Below are 17,522 nucleotides of genomic sequence, written 5' to 3' on the forward strand. Positions count from 1 at the left end.
CCCGCAGGCGCGGCCGACCAGCCGCTGACCTGCGCAGAGAGCCAGGGAGTGCGCAGGACAGGGCGGCCGTTCGCCCGCTGCGGGGGAAGCGGGAGCGGACGGGGTGCGTGGCGTGGTGGATCGATCTGTCCTGTCCCGAATACGGGTGCCCCGGCGCACGCTCCTCCTGACGGCCACCGCGACCGCCGCGCTCGCCGGATGCGCCGTACCGGCTCCGCGGCGCCGGGGTCCGGTGCCGGACCCGGCACCGGGGCTGGCCATAGCGTCCACCCGGCGGGCGCTGATCATGCAGCTGCTGGCCCACCCGGACGACGACCTGTACTTCATGAACCCGGACACCCGGCAGGCCCTGGACGCCGAGACCCCGCTGGTCTGCGTGTACCTGACCGCGGGCGAGGCGGACGGCGTCAACAAGATCCCCGGCGCGCCCCGCCCGGCGCCCGACCGGGCCGCGTACTCCTCCTCCCGCCACCAGGGCCTGCGCCAGGCGTACGCCGAGCTCCTCGGGCTCGACCGCTTCACGCCCTGGGAGAAGTCGGTGCTCCCGCTGCACGGCGGGCACCGGGCCGAGGTGAACGTGCTGGCCGACGGGGCGCGCCGGGTCGAGCTGGTCTTCCTCAACACCGCGATGCACACCGGCCGGGGGCGGCTCGGGCTCCCCAGCCTCTGGCAGGACCGGCGCCTGGTGCTGCGTACCGTCGTGGCCGACAACTCCCCCTTGGACAGGGCCGGTTCATATACGTACGACGGTCTCGTCGACGTCCTCACCGGGCTGCTGGAGCAGTACCGGCCCACCCTCGTGCACACCCTGGACCCCGACCCGGACCTCCAGTTCAGCAGCGAGGGGCAGCGGCGGCGGGACAGTGAGCAGCGCGGGTACTCCGACCACGCCGACCACACCGCGGCCGGCTGCTTCGCCTGGGCTGCGCTGATCCACTGGGTGGCGCGGGCGACGGCGGCCGGGGAGCCCGTGCCCGGGTTCACGGTCTCCTCGTTCCGGGGCTACTACAACCGGCACTGGCCCAAGAACCTGCCGCCCAAGGTGCTGGAGCGGAAGGCCGCCCACCTCGTCCCGTACGGCGGCTCGCCCGACTGGGAGTGCGGCAACCCGTCCGGCTGCGGCGACTACAACGTGGGCGGCGACCGCCCCCTGACCAACCGGAAAGGCTGGGTCCGCTCCACCCACCACCGCTACCCGGGTCCCCGCCCGGCCCTCGCCTCCGGGGCGGACGGCCGGCTCACCGCGTACGGGGTGCTGGGGCTGCGTGCCGTGCGGTGGCGCGAGAGCGCGCCCGGCAGCGGGGTCTGGGACGCGCCGGACGACCTCGGCGGCGGGCCGCTCGCGCCGGTGCTGGGCTCGGCGGTGACGGCGGACGGGCTCCAGCTGCTGTTCGGGCTGCGGTTCGCGGCGCTCGGCGGGCACGGCTCGGACAACGAGCGCGAGATCGTGGTGCTGGAGCAGCGCTCGCCGGACGGCCCCTTCCGCGCGTGGCGGGGGCTCGGCAACCCCGCCACGGGCCCCGACCACGGGCGTCGCATCGGTGTGCCGGTCGCCGTGACCGCGCCGGACGGCCGCGTCCACCTCTTCGTACGGAACGCGGAGAAGGGGCTGAGCACCCGGGTGCGCGACGCGGGGTCCGGGCGCTGGAGCGGGTGGCGTGACCTGGGAGGCGGCGAGGTGCAGGACGGGCTGACCGCGGTGGTGGACGCGGCGGGATGCGTGCACGTGTACGCGGCCGGGCACCATGCCGTGCACCACTGGACCCAGGACGCCCCGGGCCAGGACGTCACCGCCCGTACCCAGCTCACCGAGGCCCCGGTCCCCTCCCACGCGCCGGCCGCCGTCGCCGCGCCGGACGGGTCCCTCGCGCTCTACTACCGGGCCGCGGCCGCCGCCGCGCTCACCGCCGTGACCGGCGCGGACTCCCCCGCCCCCCGCTTCGACGGCTACGGTCCGGTGGCCGCGGCACCTACCCGCCGGGGCCCGGTCCTGCTCGGCCGCGACGCGGAGGGCGCACTCCGCCTCCGTACCGCCGGATCCACCGCCGTACGCTCACGGGGGCCGGTGGCCCTGGACGGCGCCGCGCTCCACCTCGGGGCGGACGGGGCGCCCACCGTCGTGGGGTTCGGGCCGGACGCGGCGCCGTGGATCTGGCGTCCCGGGAGCGCCGACTAGGCGGAGCGGGAACGGCCCCGTGGCGCTACCTAGCGTTCGCCGGGCCATAACGCGGCGTTATGGGAAAGCGTTAGTACCCGGCCGAATGGTTCTTCGACACTCTAGGGCCGTCAACCCCCACAAACACGCCCCTCAGCGTGCTCCCCGAAATGAGGAACCATGCGAATAGCAAGGCTAGTTCCCGCTGCCCTCGCCGCCGCGGCCACCGTCCTCGCTCTTCTCAGCCCCGCCGCCACCGCCGCCCCGCAGCCCCCGCTCCAGGACGCCCCGCCCCCGACCACTCAGATCATCGGCGGCGGCCAGGCGTCCAACGCCCCCTGGGCCGCGCGGCTCTTCTCGCAGGGCAGAGAGACCTGTTCGGCGACGATCATCGCGCCGACCTGGATCCTCACCGCCCGGCACTGTGTCACGGGCGGCGGCCTGTCGTTCCGCATCGGCAGCCTCGACCAGCACAGCGGCGGCGTGGTGGCCAACGGCGTCCAGACGTACAACCACAGCGCGGACATCTCCCTGGTCCGCCTGGACCGCTCCGTGCAGACGACCTACTCCCGCCTCGGCAACCCCGGCTCGGTGAGCGTCGGGCAGAGCGTCCAGGTCTGGGGCTGGGGCGCCACCTCGCAGTGCGGCTCGGAGGCCAACTGCCAGTCCCGCTACCTGAAGGTCGCCAACGTGACGGTGACCGGCGGCTGCGGTGACGCGTACGGCGGCTCGGCGATCTGCGCCCGCCGCGGCAACGGCATCACCGCCGGCGGCGACTCCGGCGGCCCGATGACGGCCAACGGCATCCAGGTCGGCGTGGCCTCCACCAGCGACCGGCAGACCACGACGGCGTACACGAACGTCACCGCGTACCGCTCCTGGATCCAGTCCATCGCGGGCGTCTGACCTGCGCTCACCCCTGGGGGCGGCGGGCACCTGACCGACCCGCCGTCCCTCTCTCAACGTAGGGCCCCCGTACCTCTCCGCCCTGAGGTACCGGGGCCCTACATCCATGTGGGGGGCGTACCCCTGAGTGCTCCGGGCACAGCGAAGGGCCCCGCACCTCGTACGAGGTGCGGGGCCCTTCTTGCGACTCAGTGAGCCACCAGGTCCAAGGACCAAGCAGAAACTACTTGATGATCTTGGTGACCTGGCCGGCGCCCACGGTCCGGCCACCCTCACGGATGGCGAACTTCAGGCCCTCTTCCATGGCGACCGGCTGGATCAGCGCGACGTCCATGAGGGTGTTGTCACCCGGCATGACCATCTCGGTGCCCTCGGGAAGGGTCACAACGCCCGTCACGTCCGTGGTACGGAAGTAGAACTGCGGGCGGTAGTTGTTGAAGAACGGGGTGTGACGGCCACCCTCGTCCTTCGACAGGATGTAGGACTGCGCCTGGAACTCGGTGTGCGGCGTGACCGAACCCGGCTTGATGATGACCTGGCCGCGCTCGACGTCCTCGCGCTTGATGCCACGGAGGAGCAGACCGACGTTCTCACCGGCCTGGCCCTCGTCGAGCAGCTTGCGGAACATCTCGATGCCGGTGACCGTGGTGGTGGTCTTCTCGGTCTTGATACCGACGATGTCGACGGTCTCGTTGACCTTGAGGACACCACGCTCGATGCGGCCGGTGACGACCGTACCGCGACCGGTGATCGTGAAGACGTCCTCGATCGGCATGAGGAACGGCTTCTCGACGTCACGCTCGGGCTGCGGGATGGACTCGTCCACGGCGGCCATCAGGTTCAGGACCGACTGGCCCCACTCCTTGTCGCCCTCGAGAGCCTTGAGCGCCGAGACCTTGACGACGGGAACGTCGTCGCCCGGGAACTCGTACTCGGAGAGGAGCTCACGGACCTCGAGCTCGACGAGCTCCAGGATCTCCTCGTCGTCCACCATGTCGGCCTTGTTCAGGGCGACGACGATGTACGGAACGCCGACCTGGCGGGCCAGGAGCACGTGCTCCTTGGTCTGCGGCATCGGGCCGTCGGTGGCGGCGACGACGAGGATGGCGCCGTCCATCTGCGCCGCACCCGTGATCATGTTCTTGATGTAGTCCGCGTGACCGGGGCAGTCGACGTGCGCGTAGTGACGCGACTCCGTCTGGTACTCGACGTGCGCGATGGAGATGGTGATACCGCGCTGGCGCTCTTCGGGAGCCTTGTCGATCTGGTCGAAGGCCGAGGCCTCGTTCAGGTCCGGGTACGCGTCGTGCAGCACCTTGGTAATGGCGGCCGTGAGGGTCGTCTTACCGTGGTCGATGTGACCGATGGTGCCGATGTTGACGTGGGGCTTAGTCCGCTCGAACTTTGCCTTCGCCACTGGGGTCCTCCTGAGTGGTTCTGTACGCCTTGCTTCATCGGCGCCAGGTGATCTTTGCTGGGGTGCCGGCGCCGGGGGCATACGGCACAGTGCTCGCGCGCTGTGCCGCATGCCCACCAGGCTCCGGTGACAAGCCTAAAGCGTGAGCTCGGGAGAGTTACTCGCCCTTGGCCTTCGCGATGATCTCCTCGGCGACGTTCCGCGGAACCTCGGCGTAGGAGTCGAACTGCATCGAGTAGCTTGCGCGACCCGAGGTCTTGCTGCGGAGGTCTCCGACGTAGCCGAACATCTCCGAGAGGGGCACGAGGCCCTTCACGACGCGAGCGCCGCTGCGCTCCTCCATGGCCTGGATCTGGCCACGGCGGGAGTTGAGGTCGCCGATGACATCGCCCATGTAGTCCTCGGGCGTGGTGACCTCGACGGCCATCATCGGCTCCAGGAGAACGGGAGAGGCCTTGCGGGCACCCTCCTTGAACGCCTGCGAACCGGCGATCTTGAAGGCGAGCTCCGAGGAGTCGACCTCGTGGTAACCACCGTCGAGAAGGGTGACGCGGACGCCGACCATCTCGTAACCGGCCAGGATGCCGAACTGCATGGCTTCCTGGGCACCCGCGTCCACCGAGGGAATGTACTCACGGGGGATGCGGCCACCGGTGACCTTGTTGACGAACTCGTAGGAGGCGTCGCCACCCTCGATGGGCTCGAGGGCGATCTGCACCTTCGCGAACTGGCCGGTACCACCAGTCTGCTTCTTGTGCGTGTAGTCGATGCGCTCGACGGCCTTGCGGATCGTCTCGCGGTACGCGACCTGGGGCTTGCCGACGTTCGCCTCGACGCGGAACTCGCGCTTCATGCGGTCGACGAGCACCTCGAGGTGAAGCTCGCCCATACCACCGATGATGGTCTGGCCGGTCTCCTCGTCGGAGTGCACCTGGAAGGAGGGATCCTCCTCCGAGAGGCGCTGGATGGCGACACCCAGCTTCTCCTGGTCACCCTTGGACTTGGGCTCGATGGCGACCTGGATGACCGGCGCCGGGAAGTCCATGGACTCCAGGATGACCGGGTTCTTGTCGTCACACAGCGTCTCACCGGTGGTGGTCTGCTTCAGGCCCATGACGGCGATGATGTCGCCCGCGCCCACCGACTGGATCTCCTCACGCTTGTTCGCGTGCATGCGGTAGATCTTGCCGATGCGCTCCTTCTTGCCCTTGACGGAGTTCAGCACCGCGGTGCCGGCCTCCAGGCGACCGGAGTAGATCCGGACGAAGGTGAGCTTGCCGAGGTGCGGGTCGCTCGCGATCTTGAACGCCAGGCCGGAGAACGGCTCGTCGTCCGAGGGCTTGCGCTTCACGACGGTCTCGGGGTCCTTGACGTCGTGGCCCTCGATGGCCTCGACGTCCAGGGGGGAAGGCAGGTAGCGGACGACCGCGTCGAGCAGGGGCTGGACGCCCTTGTTCTTGAACGCGGTGCCACAGAACACCGGGGTGACGGTGACGGAGTCGGCGCCACCCTTCGAGGCCAGGGTGATACGGCGGATCGCCTCGTGCAGCTGCTCCTGGGTGGGCTCGTTGCCCTCCAGGTACAGCTCCATCATGGCGTCGTCGTTCTCGGCGACGGCTTCGAGGAGCTTGCCGCGCCACTCGACGGCCGACTCCTGGAGGTTCTCCGGGATGTCGACGATGTTGTACATCTCGCCCTTGGCGGCCTCTTCGGGGTACACGAAGGCCTTCATCGACACGAGGTCGACGACGCCCGTGAAGTCCGCTTCGGCGCCGATGGGGAGCTGCATGACGATCGGGGTCGCGCCGAGGCGGTCCACGATCATCTCGACGCAACGGAAGAAGTCGGCACCGGTGCGGTCGAGCTTGTTGACGAAGCAGATACGCGGAACGCCGTAGCGGTCCGCCTGACGCCAGACGGTCTCGGACTGCGGCTCGACGCCGGCCACACCGTCGAACACGGTGACGGCGCCGTCGAGGACGCGGAGCGAACGCTCCACCTCGACGGTGAAGTCGACGTGACCCGGGGTGTCGATGATGTTGATGGTGTGGTCAACATCGTTGAGCGGCCAGTGACAGGTCGTCGCGGCGGACGTGATCGTGATGCCGCGCTCCTGCTCCTGCTCCATCCAGTCCATCGTGGCAGCGCCGTCGTGGACTTCACCGATCTTGTAGCTCACACCGGTGTAGAAGAGGATCCGCTCAGTGGTGGTCGTCTTCCCCGCGTCGATGTGGGCCATGATCCCAATGTTGCGGACCTTGGCCAGGTCAAGCGAAGTGGTGGCCATAAGGCTCAATCTTCTCTCGGTCTCGATGGGGGTAGCGACTACCAGCGGTAGTGCGCGAAGGCCTTGTTGGACTCGGCCATCTTGTGGGTGTCCTCACGCTTCTTGACCGAAGCGCCGAGGCCGTTGGAGGCGTCGAGCAGTTCGTTCATGAGGCGCTCGGTCATGGTCTTCTCGCGGCGGGCGCGGGAGTAACCGACGAGCCAGCGCAGAGCGAGGGTGGAGGCGCGACCGGGCTTGACCTCGATCGGCACCTGGTAGGTGGCGCCACCGACACGGCGGGACTTGACCTCGAGCGAGGGCTTGACGTTCTCAAGCGCGCGCTTCAGCGTGATGACCGGGTCGTTGCCGGTCTTCTCGCGGAGGCCTTCCATGGCGCCGTAGACGATCCGCTCGGCGGTGGAACGCTTGCCGTCGAGCAGGATCTTGTTGATCAGCGACGTGACAAGAGGAGAGCTGTAGACCGGGTCGATGATGACCGGGCGCTTCGGGGCGGGGCCCTTACGAGGCATTCTTACTTCTCCTTCTTGGCGCCGTAGCGGCTGCGGGCCTGCTTGCGGTTCTTGACACCCTGGGTGTCAAGGGAGCCGCGGATGATCTTGTAACGAACACCCGGCAGGTCCTTCACACGGCCACCACGCACGAGCACGATGGAGTGCTCCTGCAGGTTGTGTCCCTCACCCGGGATGTAGGCCGTGACCTCGATGCCGGAGGTCAGACGCACACGCGCGACCTTACGGAGCGCCGAGTTCGGCTTCTTCGGGGTGGTCGTGAACACACGCGTGCAGACACCGCGACGCTGGGGCGAACCCTCGAGCGCGGGCGTCTTGTTCTTCTCGACCTTGTCCTGCCGGCCCTTCCGGACCAGCTGCTGGATCGTAGGCACTACTTCTCCGGTTTCTGTGTGCCGTTCGTGAAACTAACCTGGAACATCGCCGACCCACGCGGTCGGGTGTGTCGAATACTGCAGGCTCCTGCCCTGGGGGCAGAAGGGGCGCAGATTGCGGTGGCTACGGACGAGCTCGCGATGCGGTTGAGGACACGCACCGGAGCCCAGGCACACCCCAGGCACAAGGCTTGAGCGTACCTACCTCACGCAGCTGGGTCAAAACAAATGCTGTCCACGCCCGCGGGGCGGGCTCCGGACCTCCGGCCACCGATGGCGACGACCACCCGCGTAGTCCTTTCCCGCGCAGCTCAGCGCCCCGGCGGCCCACCGTCCGCCGCCCGGCCGTCAGCAGGGCTTCCAGACCCCGGGAAGGCCGTCCCCGCACACGCCGGAGGGCGGTCACCCCGTACGTATCGGGGTGACCGCCCTCCGGTCGTTCAAGCGACTCGCTTACTGGTTGTACGGACCGTAGTCGTAGTCCTCCAGCGGGACGGCCTGGCCGGAGCCGGTGCCGAACGGCGAGTAGTCGATGTCGTCGTAGCCGACGGCCGAGTACATCGCGGCCTTGGCCTCCTCGGTCGGCTCGACCCGGATGTTGCGGTAGCGGGACAGGCCCGTACCGGCCGGGATGAGCTTACCGATGATGACGTTCTCCTTGAGGCCGATCAGGGAGTCCGACTTGGCGTTGATCGCCGCGTCGGTCAGAACCCTGGTCGTCTCCTGGAAGGACGCCGCCGACAGCCACGACTCGGTGGCGAGCGAGGCCTTGGTGATACCCATCAGCTGCGGACGGCCGGAGGCGGGGTGACCGCCCTCGGTGACCACACGACGGTTCTCGGTCTCGAACTTCGACCGCTCGACCAGCTCGCCCGGAAGCAGCTCCGCGTCGCCGGACTCGATGATCGTCACGCGGCGGAGCATCTGCCGGATGATGATCTCGATGTGCTTGTCGTGGATCGACACGCCCTGCGAGTTGTAGACCTTCTGGACTTCGCCGACCAGGTGGACCTGGACCGCACGCTGGCCGAGGATGCGCAGCACGTCGTGCGGGTTGGTCGCACCCACGGTGAGCTTCTGGCCCACCTCGACCGGGTCGCCCTCGCCCACGAGCAGACGGGCACGCTTCGAGATCGGGAACGCCGTCTCGTCGCTGCCGTCGTCCGGGGTGACGACGAGCTTCTTGGTCTTCTCGGTCTCCTCGATCCGCACGCGGCCCTTGGCCTCGGAGATCGGGGCGACACCCTTCGGCGTACGGGCTTCGAAGAGCTCGACGACTCGGGGCAGACCCTGGGTGATGTCGTCACCGGCCACACCACCGGTGTGGAAGGTACGCATCGTCAGCTGGGTGCCGGGCTCACCGATGGACTGGGCGGCGATGATGCCGACCGCCTCACCGATGTCGACCAGCTTGCCGGTGGCGAGCGAACGTCCGTAGCAGAAGGCACAGGTGCCGACCGCGGACTCACAGGTCAGGACCGAGCGGGTCTTGACCTCCTCGACGCCGGCGCCCACCAGGGCGTCGATCAGGACGTCACCGAGGTCGACGTTGGCAGGCGCGATGACCTTGCCGTCCACCACGACGTCCTCGGCCAGCATGCGGGCGTAGACCGAGGTCTCGACGTCGTCCGTCTTGCGGAGCACGCCGTCGGCGCCCTTGACGGCGATCTTCAGCTTCAGACCGCGCTCGGTGCCGCAGTCCTCCTCGCGGATGATCACGTCCTGCGAGACGTCCACCAGACGACGGGTCAGGTAACCCGAGTCGGCGGTACGCAGGGCGGTGTCCGCCAGACCCTTACGGGCACCGTGCGTGGAGATGAAGTACTCCAGAACGGTGAGGCCCTCACGGAAGGACGCCTTGATCGGACGCGGGATGGTCTCGTTCTTCGCGTTCGACACCAGACCACGCATACCGGCGATCTGCCGCATCTGCATCATGTTTCCTCGGGCACCCGAGTCAACCATCATGAAGATGGGGTTGGTCTTGGGGAAGTTCGCGTTCATCGCCTCGGCGACCTCGTTGGTCGCCTTGGTCCAGATCGCGATGAGCTCCTGCGTGCGCTCGTCCTTGGTGATCAGACCGCGCTCGTACTGCTTCTGGACCTTCTCGTCCTGCTCCTCGTACCCCTTGACGATGGCCTTCTTGGCCTCGGGGACGACGATGTCCGCCACGGAGACGGTCACGCCGGAACGGGTGGCCCAGTGGAAGCCCGCCGCCTTCAGGTTGTCGAGCGTCGCCGCCACGATGACCTTGGGGTAGCGCTCGGCCAGGTCGTTGACGATCTCGGAGAGCTGCTTCTTGCCCACCGAGTAGTCGACGAACGGGTAGTCCTCAGGCAGCAGCTCGTTGAAGAGCGCGCGGCCCAGGCTCGTCCGCAGCCGGAAGGTGTCGCCCGGCTGGTACTCCGGCTCGCCCTCCTCGGCGACCGGCGGCACCCAGCCACGCGGCGGCATGGTGCCGACCGGGAAGCGGATGTCGACGGACGACTGGAGCGCCAGCTCGCCGGCGTCGAACGCCATGATCGCCTCGGCCGTGGAGCCGAACGCGCGGCCCTCGCCCTTGGTGTCACGGAGCTCACCGTCGGTGGTGAGGAAGAACAGCCCCAGCACCATGTCCTGGGTCGGCATGGTGACGGGACGACCGTCGGCCGGCTTCAGGATGTTGTTCGAGGACAGCATCAGGATGCGGGCCTCGGCCTGCGCCTCCGCGGAGAGCGGCAGGTGCACGGCCATCTGGTCACCGTCGAAGTCCGCGTTGAACGCGGTGCAGACGAGCGGGTGGATCTGGATGGCCTTGCCCTCGACCAGCTGCGGCTCGAAGGCCTGGATGCCGAGGCGGTGCAGGGTGGGCGCACGGTTCAGCAGCACCGGGTGCTCGGCGATGACCTCTTCGAGGACGTCGTACACGACGGTGCGGCCACGCTCGACCATGCGCTTGGCCGACTTGATGTTCTGCGCGTGGTTCAGGTCCACCAGGCGCTTCATCACGAACGGCTTGAAGAGCTCCAGCGCCATGGCCTTCGGCAGACCGCACTGGTGCAGCTTGAGCTGCGGACCGACGACGATCACGGAACGCGCGGAGTAGTCCACACGCTTGCCGAGGAGGTTCTGACGGAAGCGTCCCTGCTTGCCCTTGAGCATGTCGGACAGCGACTTCAGCGGACGGTTGCCGGGGCCCGTGACCGGGCGGCCGCGACGGCCGTTGTCGAAGAGCGCGTCGACGGCCTCCTGGAGCATGCGCTTCTCGTTGTTCACGATGATCTCGGGCGCACCGAGGTCGAGAAGGCGCTTCAGGCGGTTGTTGCGGTTGATCACCCGGCGGTACAGGTCGTTCAGGTCGGAGGTCGCGAAGCGGCCACCGTCCAGCTGCACCATCGGACGCAGGTCCGGCGGGATGACCGGCACGCAGTCGAGCACCATGCCCTTGGGCTTGTTGCTGGTCTGCAGGAACGCGGAGACGACCTTGAGGCGCTTGAGCGCACGGGTCTTCTTCTGGCCCTTGCCGGTACGGATGATCTCGCGGAGGCGCTCGGCCTCCTCGTCGAGGTCGAAGGACTCCAGGCGCTTCTGCAGCGCGGCGGCGCCCATGCAGCCGTCGAAGTACGTGCCGAAGCGGTCACGCAGCTCGCGGTAGAGCAGCTCGTCGCCCTCCAGGTCCTGGACCTTGAGGTTCTTGAAGCGGCTCCACACCTCGTCGAGGCGGTCGATCTCGCGCTGCGCACGGTCGCGCAGCTGCTTCATCTCGCGCTCGGCACCTTCGCGCACCTTGCGGCGTACGTCGGCCTTGGCGCCCTCGGCCTCCAGCTCGGCCAGGTCGGTCTCGAGCTTCTTGGCGCGGGCCTCCAGGTCGGAGTCGCGGCGGTTCTCGGTCTGCTGACGCTCGACGGAGACGTGCGCCTCCAGGGACGGCAGGTCGCGGGTACGACGCTCCTCGTCCACGAACGTGATCATGTACGCGGCGAAGTAGATGACCTTTTCCAGGTCCTTCGGCGCGAGGTCCAGCAGGTAGCCGAGGCGCGACGGGACGCCCTTGAAGTACCAGATGTGGGTGACAGGAGCGGCCAGCTCGATGTGGCCCATCCGCTCACGACGCACCTTGGCGCGAGTGACCTCGACGCCGCAGCGCTCACAGATGATGCCCTTGAAGCGGACACGCTTGTACTTGCCGCAGTAGCACTCCCAGTCCCGTGTCGGACCGAAGATCTTCTCGCAGAAGAGTCCGTCCTTTTCGGGCTTGAGCGTGCGGTAGTTGATGGTCTCCGGCTTCTTCACTTCGCCGTGGGACCAGGTCCGGATGTCGTCCGCGGTGGCAAGGCCGATCCGCAGCTCGTCGAAGAAGTTGACGTCGAGCACTTGTCGTCAATCCCTCTTTCGGGGGTTCGAGCCCCCTCGCTCGGAAGCGAGAAAACGGGGCACTTCAGCAATGGTCTGAACGGGTCCGGGGAGAGCCGGCCGGATCACGGGGATCCGGCCGGCGAACCCGTCAGACCTCTTCGACGCTGCTCGGCTCTCGCCGGGACAGGTCGATACCGAGCTCCTCCGCTGCGCGGAAGACGTCCTCGTCCGTGTCGCGCATCTCGATGGACATGCCGTCCGAGGACAGCACCTCCACGTTGAGGCAGAGCGACTGCATTTCCTTGATGAGCACCTTGAAGGACTCGGGGATGCCCGGCTCGGGGATGTTCTCGCCCTTGACGATGGCCTCGTAGACCTTCACGCGGCCGGTCACGTCGTCGGACTTGATCGTCAGCAGCTCCTGGAGGGCGTACGCGGCGCCGTATGCCTCCAGCGCCCACACCTCCATCTCACCGAAGCGCTGTCCACCGAACTGGGCCTTACCACCCAGCGGCTGCTGGGTGATCATGGAGTACGGACCGGTCGAACGCGCGTGCAGCTTGTCGTCGACCAGGTGGTGGAGCTTGAGGATGTACATGAACCCGACCGAGACCGGGTCCGGGAACGGCTCGCCGGAGCGGCCGTCGAACAGCTTGGCCTTGCCGGAGGGCTGGACCAGGCGGTCGCCGTCGCGGTTGGGGATCGTGGCCTCGAAGAGACCGGAGATCTCGTCCTCGCGCGCACCGTCGAAGACGGGCGTGGCGACGTTGGTGCCGGGGGCGACCTGGTCGGCGCCGATGGACTGCAGGCGCTTGGCCCACTCGTCACCGAGGCCGGAGACGTCCCAGCCGCGGCTGGCGAGCCAGCCGAGGTGGATCTCCAGGACCTGTCCCGGGTTCATTCGGGACGGGACACCCAGCGGGTTGAGGATGATGTCGACCGGGGTGCCGTCCTCCAGGAACGGCATGTCCTCGATCGGCAGGATCTTCGAGATGACGCCCTTGTTGCCGTGACGGCCGGCGAGCTTGTCACCATCGGTGATCTTGCGCTTCTGCGCGACGTAGACGCGGACCAGCTGGTTCACGCCCGGCGGCAGCTCGTCGCCCTCTTCGCGGTCGAAGACGCGGACGCCGATGACCTTGCCGATCTCACCGTGCGGCACCTTCAGCGAGGTGTCGCGCACCTCGCGCGCCTTCTCACCGAAGATCGCGCGGAGCAGGCGCTCCTCGGGGGTCAGCTCGGTCTCACCCTTGGGCGTGACCTTGCCGACGAGGATGTCGCCGGCGACGACCTCGGCACCGATACGGATGATGCCGCGCTCGTCGAGGTCGGCGAGGACCTCTTCGGAGACGTTCGGGATGTCCCGGGTGATCTCCTCGGGGCCGAGCTTGGTGTCACGGGCGTCGACCTCGTGCTCCTCGATGTGGATCGAGGAGAGGACGTCGTCCTGGACGAGGCGCTGCGACAGGATGATCGCGTCCTCGTAGTTGTGACCCTCCCACGGCATGAACGCCACGAGCAGGTTCTTGCCGAGGGCCATCTCACCGTTCTCGGTGGCCGGGCCGTCGGCCAGCACCTGGTCGGCGATGATCCGGTCGCCCTCGGAGACGACGACCTTCTGGTTGACCGAGGTGCCCTGGTTGGAGCGCATGAACTTGGCGATGCGGTACGTGGTGTACGTGCCGTCGTCGTTCGTGACGGTGATGTAGTCCGCGGAGACCTCCTGGACCACACCGTCCTTCTCGGCCTTGAGGACGTCACCGGCGTCGGTGGCGCAGCGGTACTCCATGCCGGTGCCCACGAGCGGGGCCTCGGACTTGATGAGCGGCACCGCCTGACGCATCATGTTCGCGCCCATGAGGGCACGGTTGGCGTCGTCGTGCTCCAGGAACGGGATCATCGCGGTGGCGACGGACACCATCTGGCGCGGCGAGACGTCCATGTAGTCGACGTCCCCACCGGGCACGTAGTCGACCTCTCCGCCACGGCGGCGGACCAGGACGCGCGGCTCGGTGAAGCGCAGCTCGTCGTTGAGGATCGCGTTCGCCTGGGCGATGACGAAGCGGTCCTCCTCGTCGGCGGTGATGTAGTCGACGTCGTCGGTGACCTGGCCGTCGACGACCTTGCGGTACGGCGTCTCGATGAAGCCGAACGCGTTGACGCGGCCGTACGAGGCGAGCGAACCGATCAGGCCGATGTTCGGGCCTTCAGGGGTCTCGATCGGACACATGCGCCCGTAGTGGGACGGGTGCACGTCACGGACCTCGAAGCCGGCCCGCTCACGGGAGAGACCACCGGGACCAAGAGCCGACAGACGGCGCTTGTGGGTGAGACCCGACAGCGGGTTGTTCTGGTCCATGAACTGCGACAGCTGGCTGGTGCCGAAGAACTCCTTGATGGAGGCGACGACCGGCCGGATGTTGATCAGGGTCTGCGGCGTGATCGCCTCGACGTCTTGGGTCGTCATGCGCTCACGCACGACGCGCTCCATCCGCGCCAGGCCCGTACGGACCTGGTTCTGGATGAGCTCGCCGACGTTGCGGAGGCGACGGTTGCCGAAGTGGTCGATGTCGTCGGTCTCGACGACGATCTCCCGGCCCGACTCACCGATCGTCTCGGTCTCACCGGCGTGCAGCTTGACCAGGTACTTGATGGTCGCGATGACGTCGTCGGTGGTGAGCACCCCGGCGTCCAGCGGCTCATCGGCGCCGAGCTTCTTGTTCACCTTGTAGCGGCCGACCTTCGCGAGGTCGTAGCGCTTCGGGTTGAAGTAGAGGTTCTCGAGCAGCGTCTGAGCGGCCTCGCGGGTGGGCGGCTCGCCCGGACGCAGCTTGCGGTAGATGTCGAGCAGCGCGTCGTCCTGGCCCTGGGTGTGGTCCTTCTCCAGGGTGGCGCGCATCGACTCGTACTCGCCGAACTCCTCCAGGATCTGCTCGGTGCTCCAGCCGAGAGCCTTGAGGAGGACGGTGACGGACTGCTTGCGCTTGCGGTCGATGCGGACACCGACCATGTCGCGCTTGTCGATCTCCATCTCCAGCCAGGCACCCCGGGACGGGATGATCTTGGCGGAGAAGATGTCCTTGTCGGACGTCTTGTCGATGGAGGAGTCGAAGTAGACACCCGGCGAGCGGACCAGCTGCGACACGACGACACGCTCGGTGCCGTTGATGACGAAGGTGCCCTTGTTGGTCATGAGCGGGAAGTCGCCCATGAAGACCGTCTGGGACTTGATCTCGCCGGTCTCGTTGTTGGTGAACTCGGCCGTGACGAAGAGCGGCGCGGCGAACGTGAAGTCGCGCTCCTTGCACTCGTCGATCGAGTTCTTCGGGGGCTCGAAGCGGTGGTCGCGGAACGTGAGCGACATCGACCCGGAGAAGTCCTCGATCGGTGAGATCTCCTCGAAGATCTCCTCCAGGCCGGACTTGGTGGGGACGTCTTGTCCACTGTCCAGAGCAGCCTCGACGCGAGCCTTCCAGGCGGCGTTGCCGAGGAGCCAGTCAAAGCTCTCGGTCTGCAGCGCGAGGAGGTTCGGAACCTCGAGGGGCTCCTTGATCTTTGCAAAAGAGATGCGCAGCGGGGCGGTGCTGGCACCGTTGTTCGTATTCGCGGTCGAGGCGTTGCGCGAGGCGGCCAAGAGGGGGTCCTTCCGAGGGCTCGGACTCACTACGCGCGTACCGGTCCCGCATTGGACACCCAGACACACCGTCCCGAACGGGCCGAAAGGGCCAGCTCAGCGAGGGTCGGTCATCGATGCTCAAGTGCGGGCATGCCCCTGGTGACGGGCAGGAGGCAGCTAACAGGCAGCGCAAAGGGTCAGTGTAGCCAAGCGGCACACTGATGTCCAGTCGGGGTTCTCAGAGACCCACGTCGCTCTCAACAGCTGTTCTCAACTACCTATGTGTTCAGGCCCTCGCGCGGGGTGCGCGCTTCTTTACTTCCCTCTTCACTCCCGATCCATGCCTCGGATCCGGATCGAAGTGATGACGCGTCCTGAGAATTGCGCGCCTCGTGCCGTTCGTCAAGGCCCACCGGTCCGAACGGGCCTCCAGGGGCTCGCTCCGGCCGCCCCCGGGAAGCCCTCAGGAGGCCCCTGGGCGCCCTGCGGGAGGCGCACGGCGAAGATCACCCTACTCGTCACCGGCGGAAGTTCAAGGCAGCCGCCACGGGTACGCCGAAGGGCGACCACCCGGTTGGGTGATCGCCCTTCGGTGCGGGCGCGTGACGCGCCCGCGGGGAGTCCGCGGACTCCCGGGGTGTTACTTGACCTCGACGGAAGCGCCGGCGGCCTTGAGGGACTCGGCAGCCTTCTCGGCGGCCTCCTTGGCGACCTTCTCGAGGACCGGCTTCGGGGTGCCGTCGACGAGGTCCTTGGCCTCCTTGAGACCCAGCGAGGTCAGCTCACGCACGACCTTGATGACCTGGATCTTCTTCTCGCCGGCACCGGTGAGGATGACGTCGAACTCGTCCTGCTCCTCAGCGGCCTCGGCAACGGCGCCCGGGCCGGCCGGACCGGCGACGGCGACGGCCGCGGCGGCGGTGACGTCGAACTTCTCCTCGAAGGCCTTCACGAACTCGGAGAGCTCGATGAGGGTCATCTCTTCGAACTGCGCGAGCAGGTCGTCCTGGGACAGCTTCGCCATGATAGGCGTCCTTCCACTATTCGGCAGGTGCCGGATGTATATGTCGGCGGGCGTACGTGGAGCCCGCTGGACCGCTGAGCGAAATTACTCGGCGGCCTCGGCGGGAGCCGGAGTACCGGCACCGCCCTGCTCTTCCTTCTTGGCACGAAGAGCTTCCGCGGTGCGGACGAACTTGGAGGGCAGGGCCTGGAAGACCTGCGCCGCCTGCGTCTGCTTGCCCTTGAAAGCACCGGCCAGCTTGGAGAGCAGAACCTCGCGGGACTCGAGGTCCGCGAGCTTCTTGATCTCATCGGCGGACAGCGCCTTACCGTCAAGGACACCGCCCTTGATGATGAGGTTGGGGTTGTCCTTGGCGAAGTCACGAAGACCCTTCGCCGACTCCACCGGGTCACCGGTGACGAAGGCAACCGCCGTCGGACCCGAGAACAGGTCGTCCAGCGTGTCGATCCCGGCCTCGTTGGCCGCAATCTTGGTCAGCGTGTTCTTCACCACGGCGTACTGGGCGTTCTCACCGAGCGAACGACGCAGCGTCTTGAGCTGCGCCACGGTGAGACCCCGGTACTCGGTCAGCACGGCGGCGTTCGAGCTGCGGAACTGGTCCGCGAGCTCGGCTACCGCGGCAGCCTTGTCGGGCCTTGCCATGAGCGTCGGCCTCCTTCCGGGTGATGAGGACCGCTCAGAAGGGGCCGGGAAAGACGAAACGCCCCAGCACAAGTGCCAGGGCGCGGCTCGACCGGACAGAGTCCGGGAGCGGTTCCACAGTCACCTGCGCAGGTCGTCCGATCTAGCGGAACCTTCGGTCACTGTCCCTCTGACGAGAGCGCAGCGACGACCAGCGGTCTTTGGCTTCTTGTGGAGAGTACGCGACCGGGGGCGCGCCGGGCAAATCCGGCGCTGCA

Annotated in this window: 10 protein-coding genes; 2 read left to right on the forward strand and 8 right to left on the reverse strand. The window is 67.6% G+C overall.

Annotation, left to right across the window (positions count from 1 at the left end; translation table 11 throughout):
* Positions 1-145: 145 nt before the first annotated feature.
* The gene (locus tag R2B67_RS13490; RefSeq protein WP_317824844.1) at positions 146-2,176 is read left to right on the forward strand and encodes a PIG-L family deacetylase; all 2,031 of its coding nucleotides are present in this window, start codon (positions 146-148) and stop codon (positions 2,174-2,176) included.
* 159 nt (positions 2,177-2,335) lie between these two features.
* Entirely contained in the window at positions 2,336-3,061 is a 726-nt protein-coding gene (locus R2B67_RS13495) for a S1 family peptidase (RefSeq protein ID WP_030561908.1), read from the forward strand.
* A 223-nt stretch (positions 3,062-3,284) separates the two neighbouring features.
* On the opposite strand, the gene tuf is transcribed toward R2B67_RS13495, so the two are convergent.
* The 8 genes from tuf to rplJ form a co-directional block, all read right to left on the reverse strand.
* The gene (gene tuf, locus R2B67_RS13500; protein ID WP_018490814.1) at positions 3,285-4,478 is read right to left on the reverse strand and encodes an elongation factor Tu; all 1,194 of its coding nucleotides are present in this window, start codon (positions 4,476-4,478) and stop codon (positions 3,285-3,287) included.
* Positions 4,479-4,635: 157 nt separating this feature from the next.
* Positions 4,636-6,765: an elongation factor G gene (gene fusA / locus R2B67_RS13505; RefSeq protein ID WP_109979167.1), complete on the reverse strand. Its 2,130-nt coding sequence runs from the start codon at positions 6,763-6,765 to the stop codon at positions 4,636-4,638.
* Positions 6,766-6,803: 38 nt separating this feature from the next.
* Complete coding sequence (rpsG, locus tag R2B67_RS13510; protein ID WP_003966970.1) at positions 6,804-7,274, reverse strand: 30S ribosomal protein S7; 471 nt, start codon at positions 7,272-7,274, stop codon at positions 6,804-6,806.
* 2 nt (positions 7,275-7,276) lie between these two features.
* Positions 7,277-7,648 (reverse strand): 30S ribosomal protein S12, encoded by a 372-nt coding sequence (gene rpsL, locus R2B67_RS13515; protein WP_003948652.1) that lies wholly within the window; start codon positions 7,646-7,648, stop codon positions 7,277-7,279.
* A gap of 453 nt (positions 7,649-8,101) precedes the next feature.
* Complete coding sequence (locus R2B67_RS13520; protein WP_317818102.1) at positions 8,102-12,001, reverse strand: DNA-directed RNA polymerase subunit beta'; 3,900 nt, start codon at positions 11,999-12,001, stop codon at positions 8,102-8,104.
* 130 nt (positions 12,002-12,131) lie between these two features.
* Positions 12,132-15,617: a DNA-directed RNA polymerase subunit beta gene (gene rpoB / locus R2B67_RS13525; RefSeq protein WP_317818103.1), complete on the reverse strand. Its 3,486-nt coding sequence runs from the start codon at positions 15,615-15,617 to the stop codon at positions 12,132-12,134.
* A gap of 622 nt (positions 15,618-16,239) precedes the next feature.
* A complete protein-coding gene (rplL, locus tag R2B67_RS13530) occupies positions 16,240-16,623 on the reverse strand; it encodes a 50S ribosomal protein L7/L12 (RefSeq protein ID WP_010058811.1) in 384 nt (127 codons plus the stop codon).
* Positions 16,624-16,707: 84 nt separating this feature from the next.
* The gene (rplJ, locus tag R2B67_RS13535) at positions 16,708-17,265 is read right to left on the reverse strand and encodes a 50S ribosomal protein L10 (RefSeq protein ID WP_018510603.1); all 558 of its coding nucleotides are present in this window, start codon (positions 17,263-17,265) and stop codon (positions 16,708-16,710) included.
* Positions 17,266-17,522 lie beyond the last annotated feature (257 nt).

Source organism: Streptomyces cyaneofuscatus (assembly GCF_033109485.1).
GTDB lineage: Bacteria > Actinomycetota > Actinomycetes > Streptomycetales > Streptomycetaceae > Streptomyces > Streptomyces cyaneofuscatus.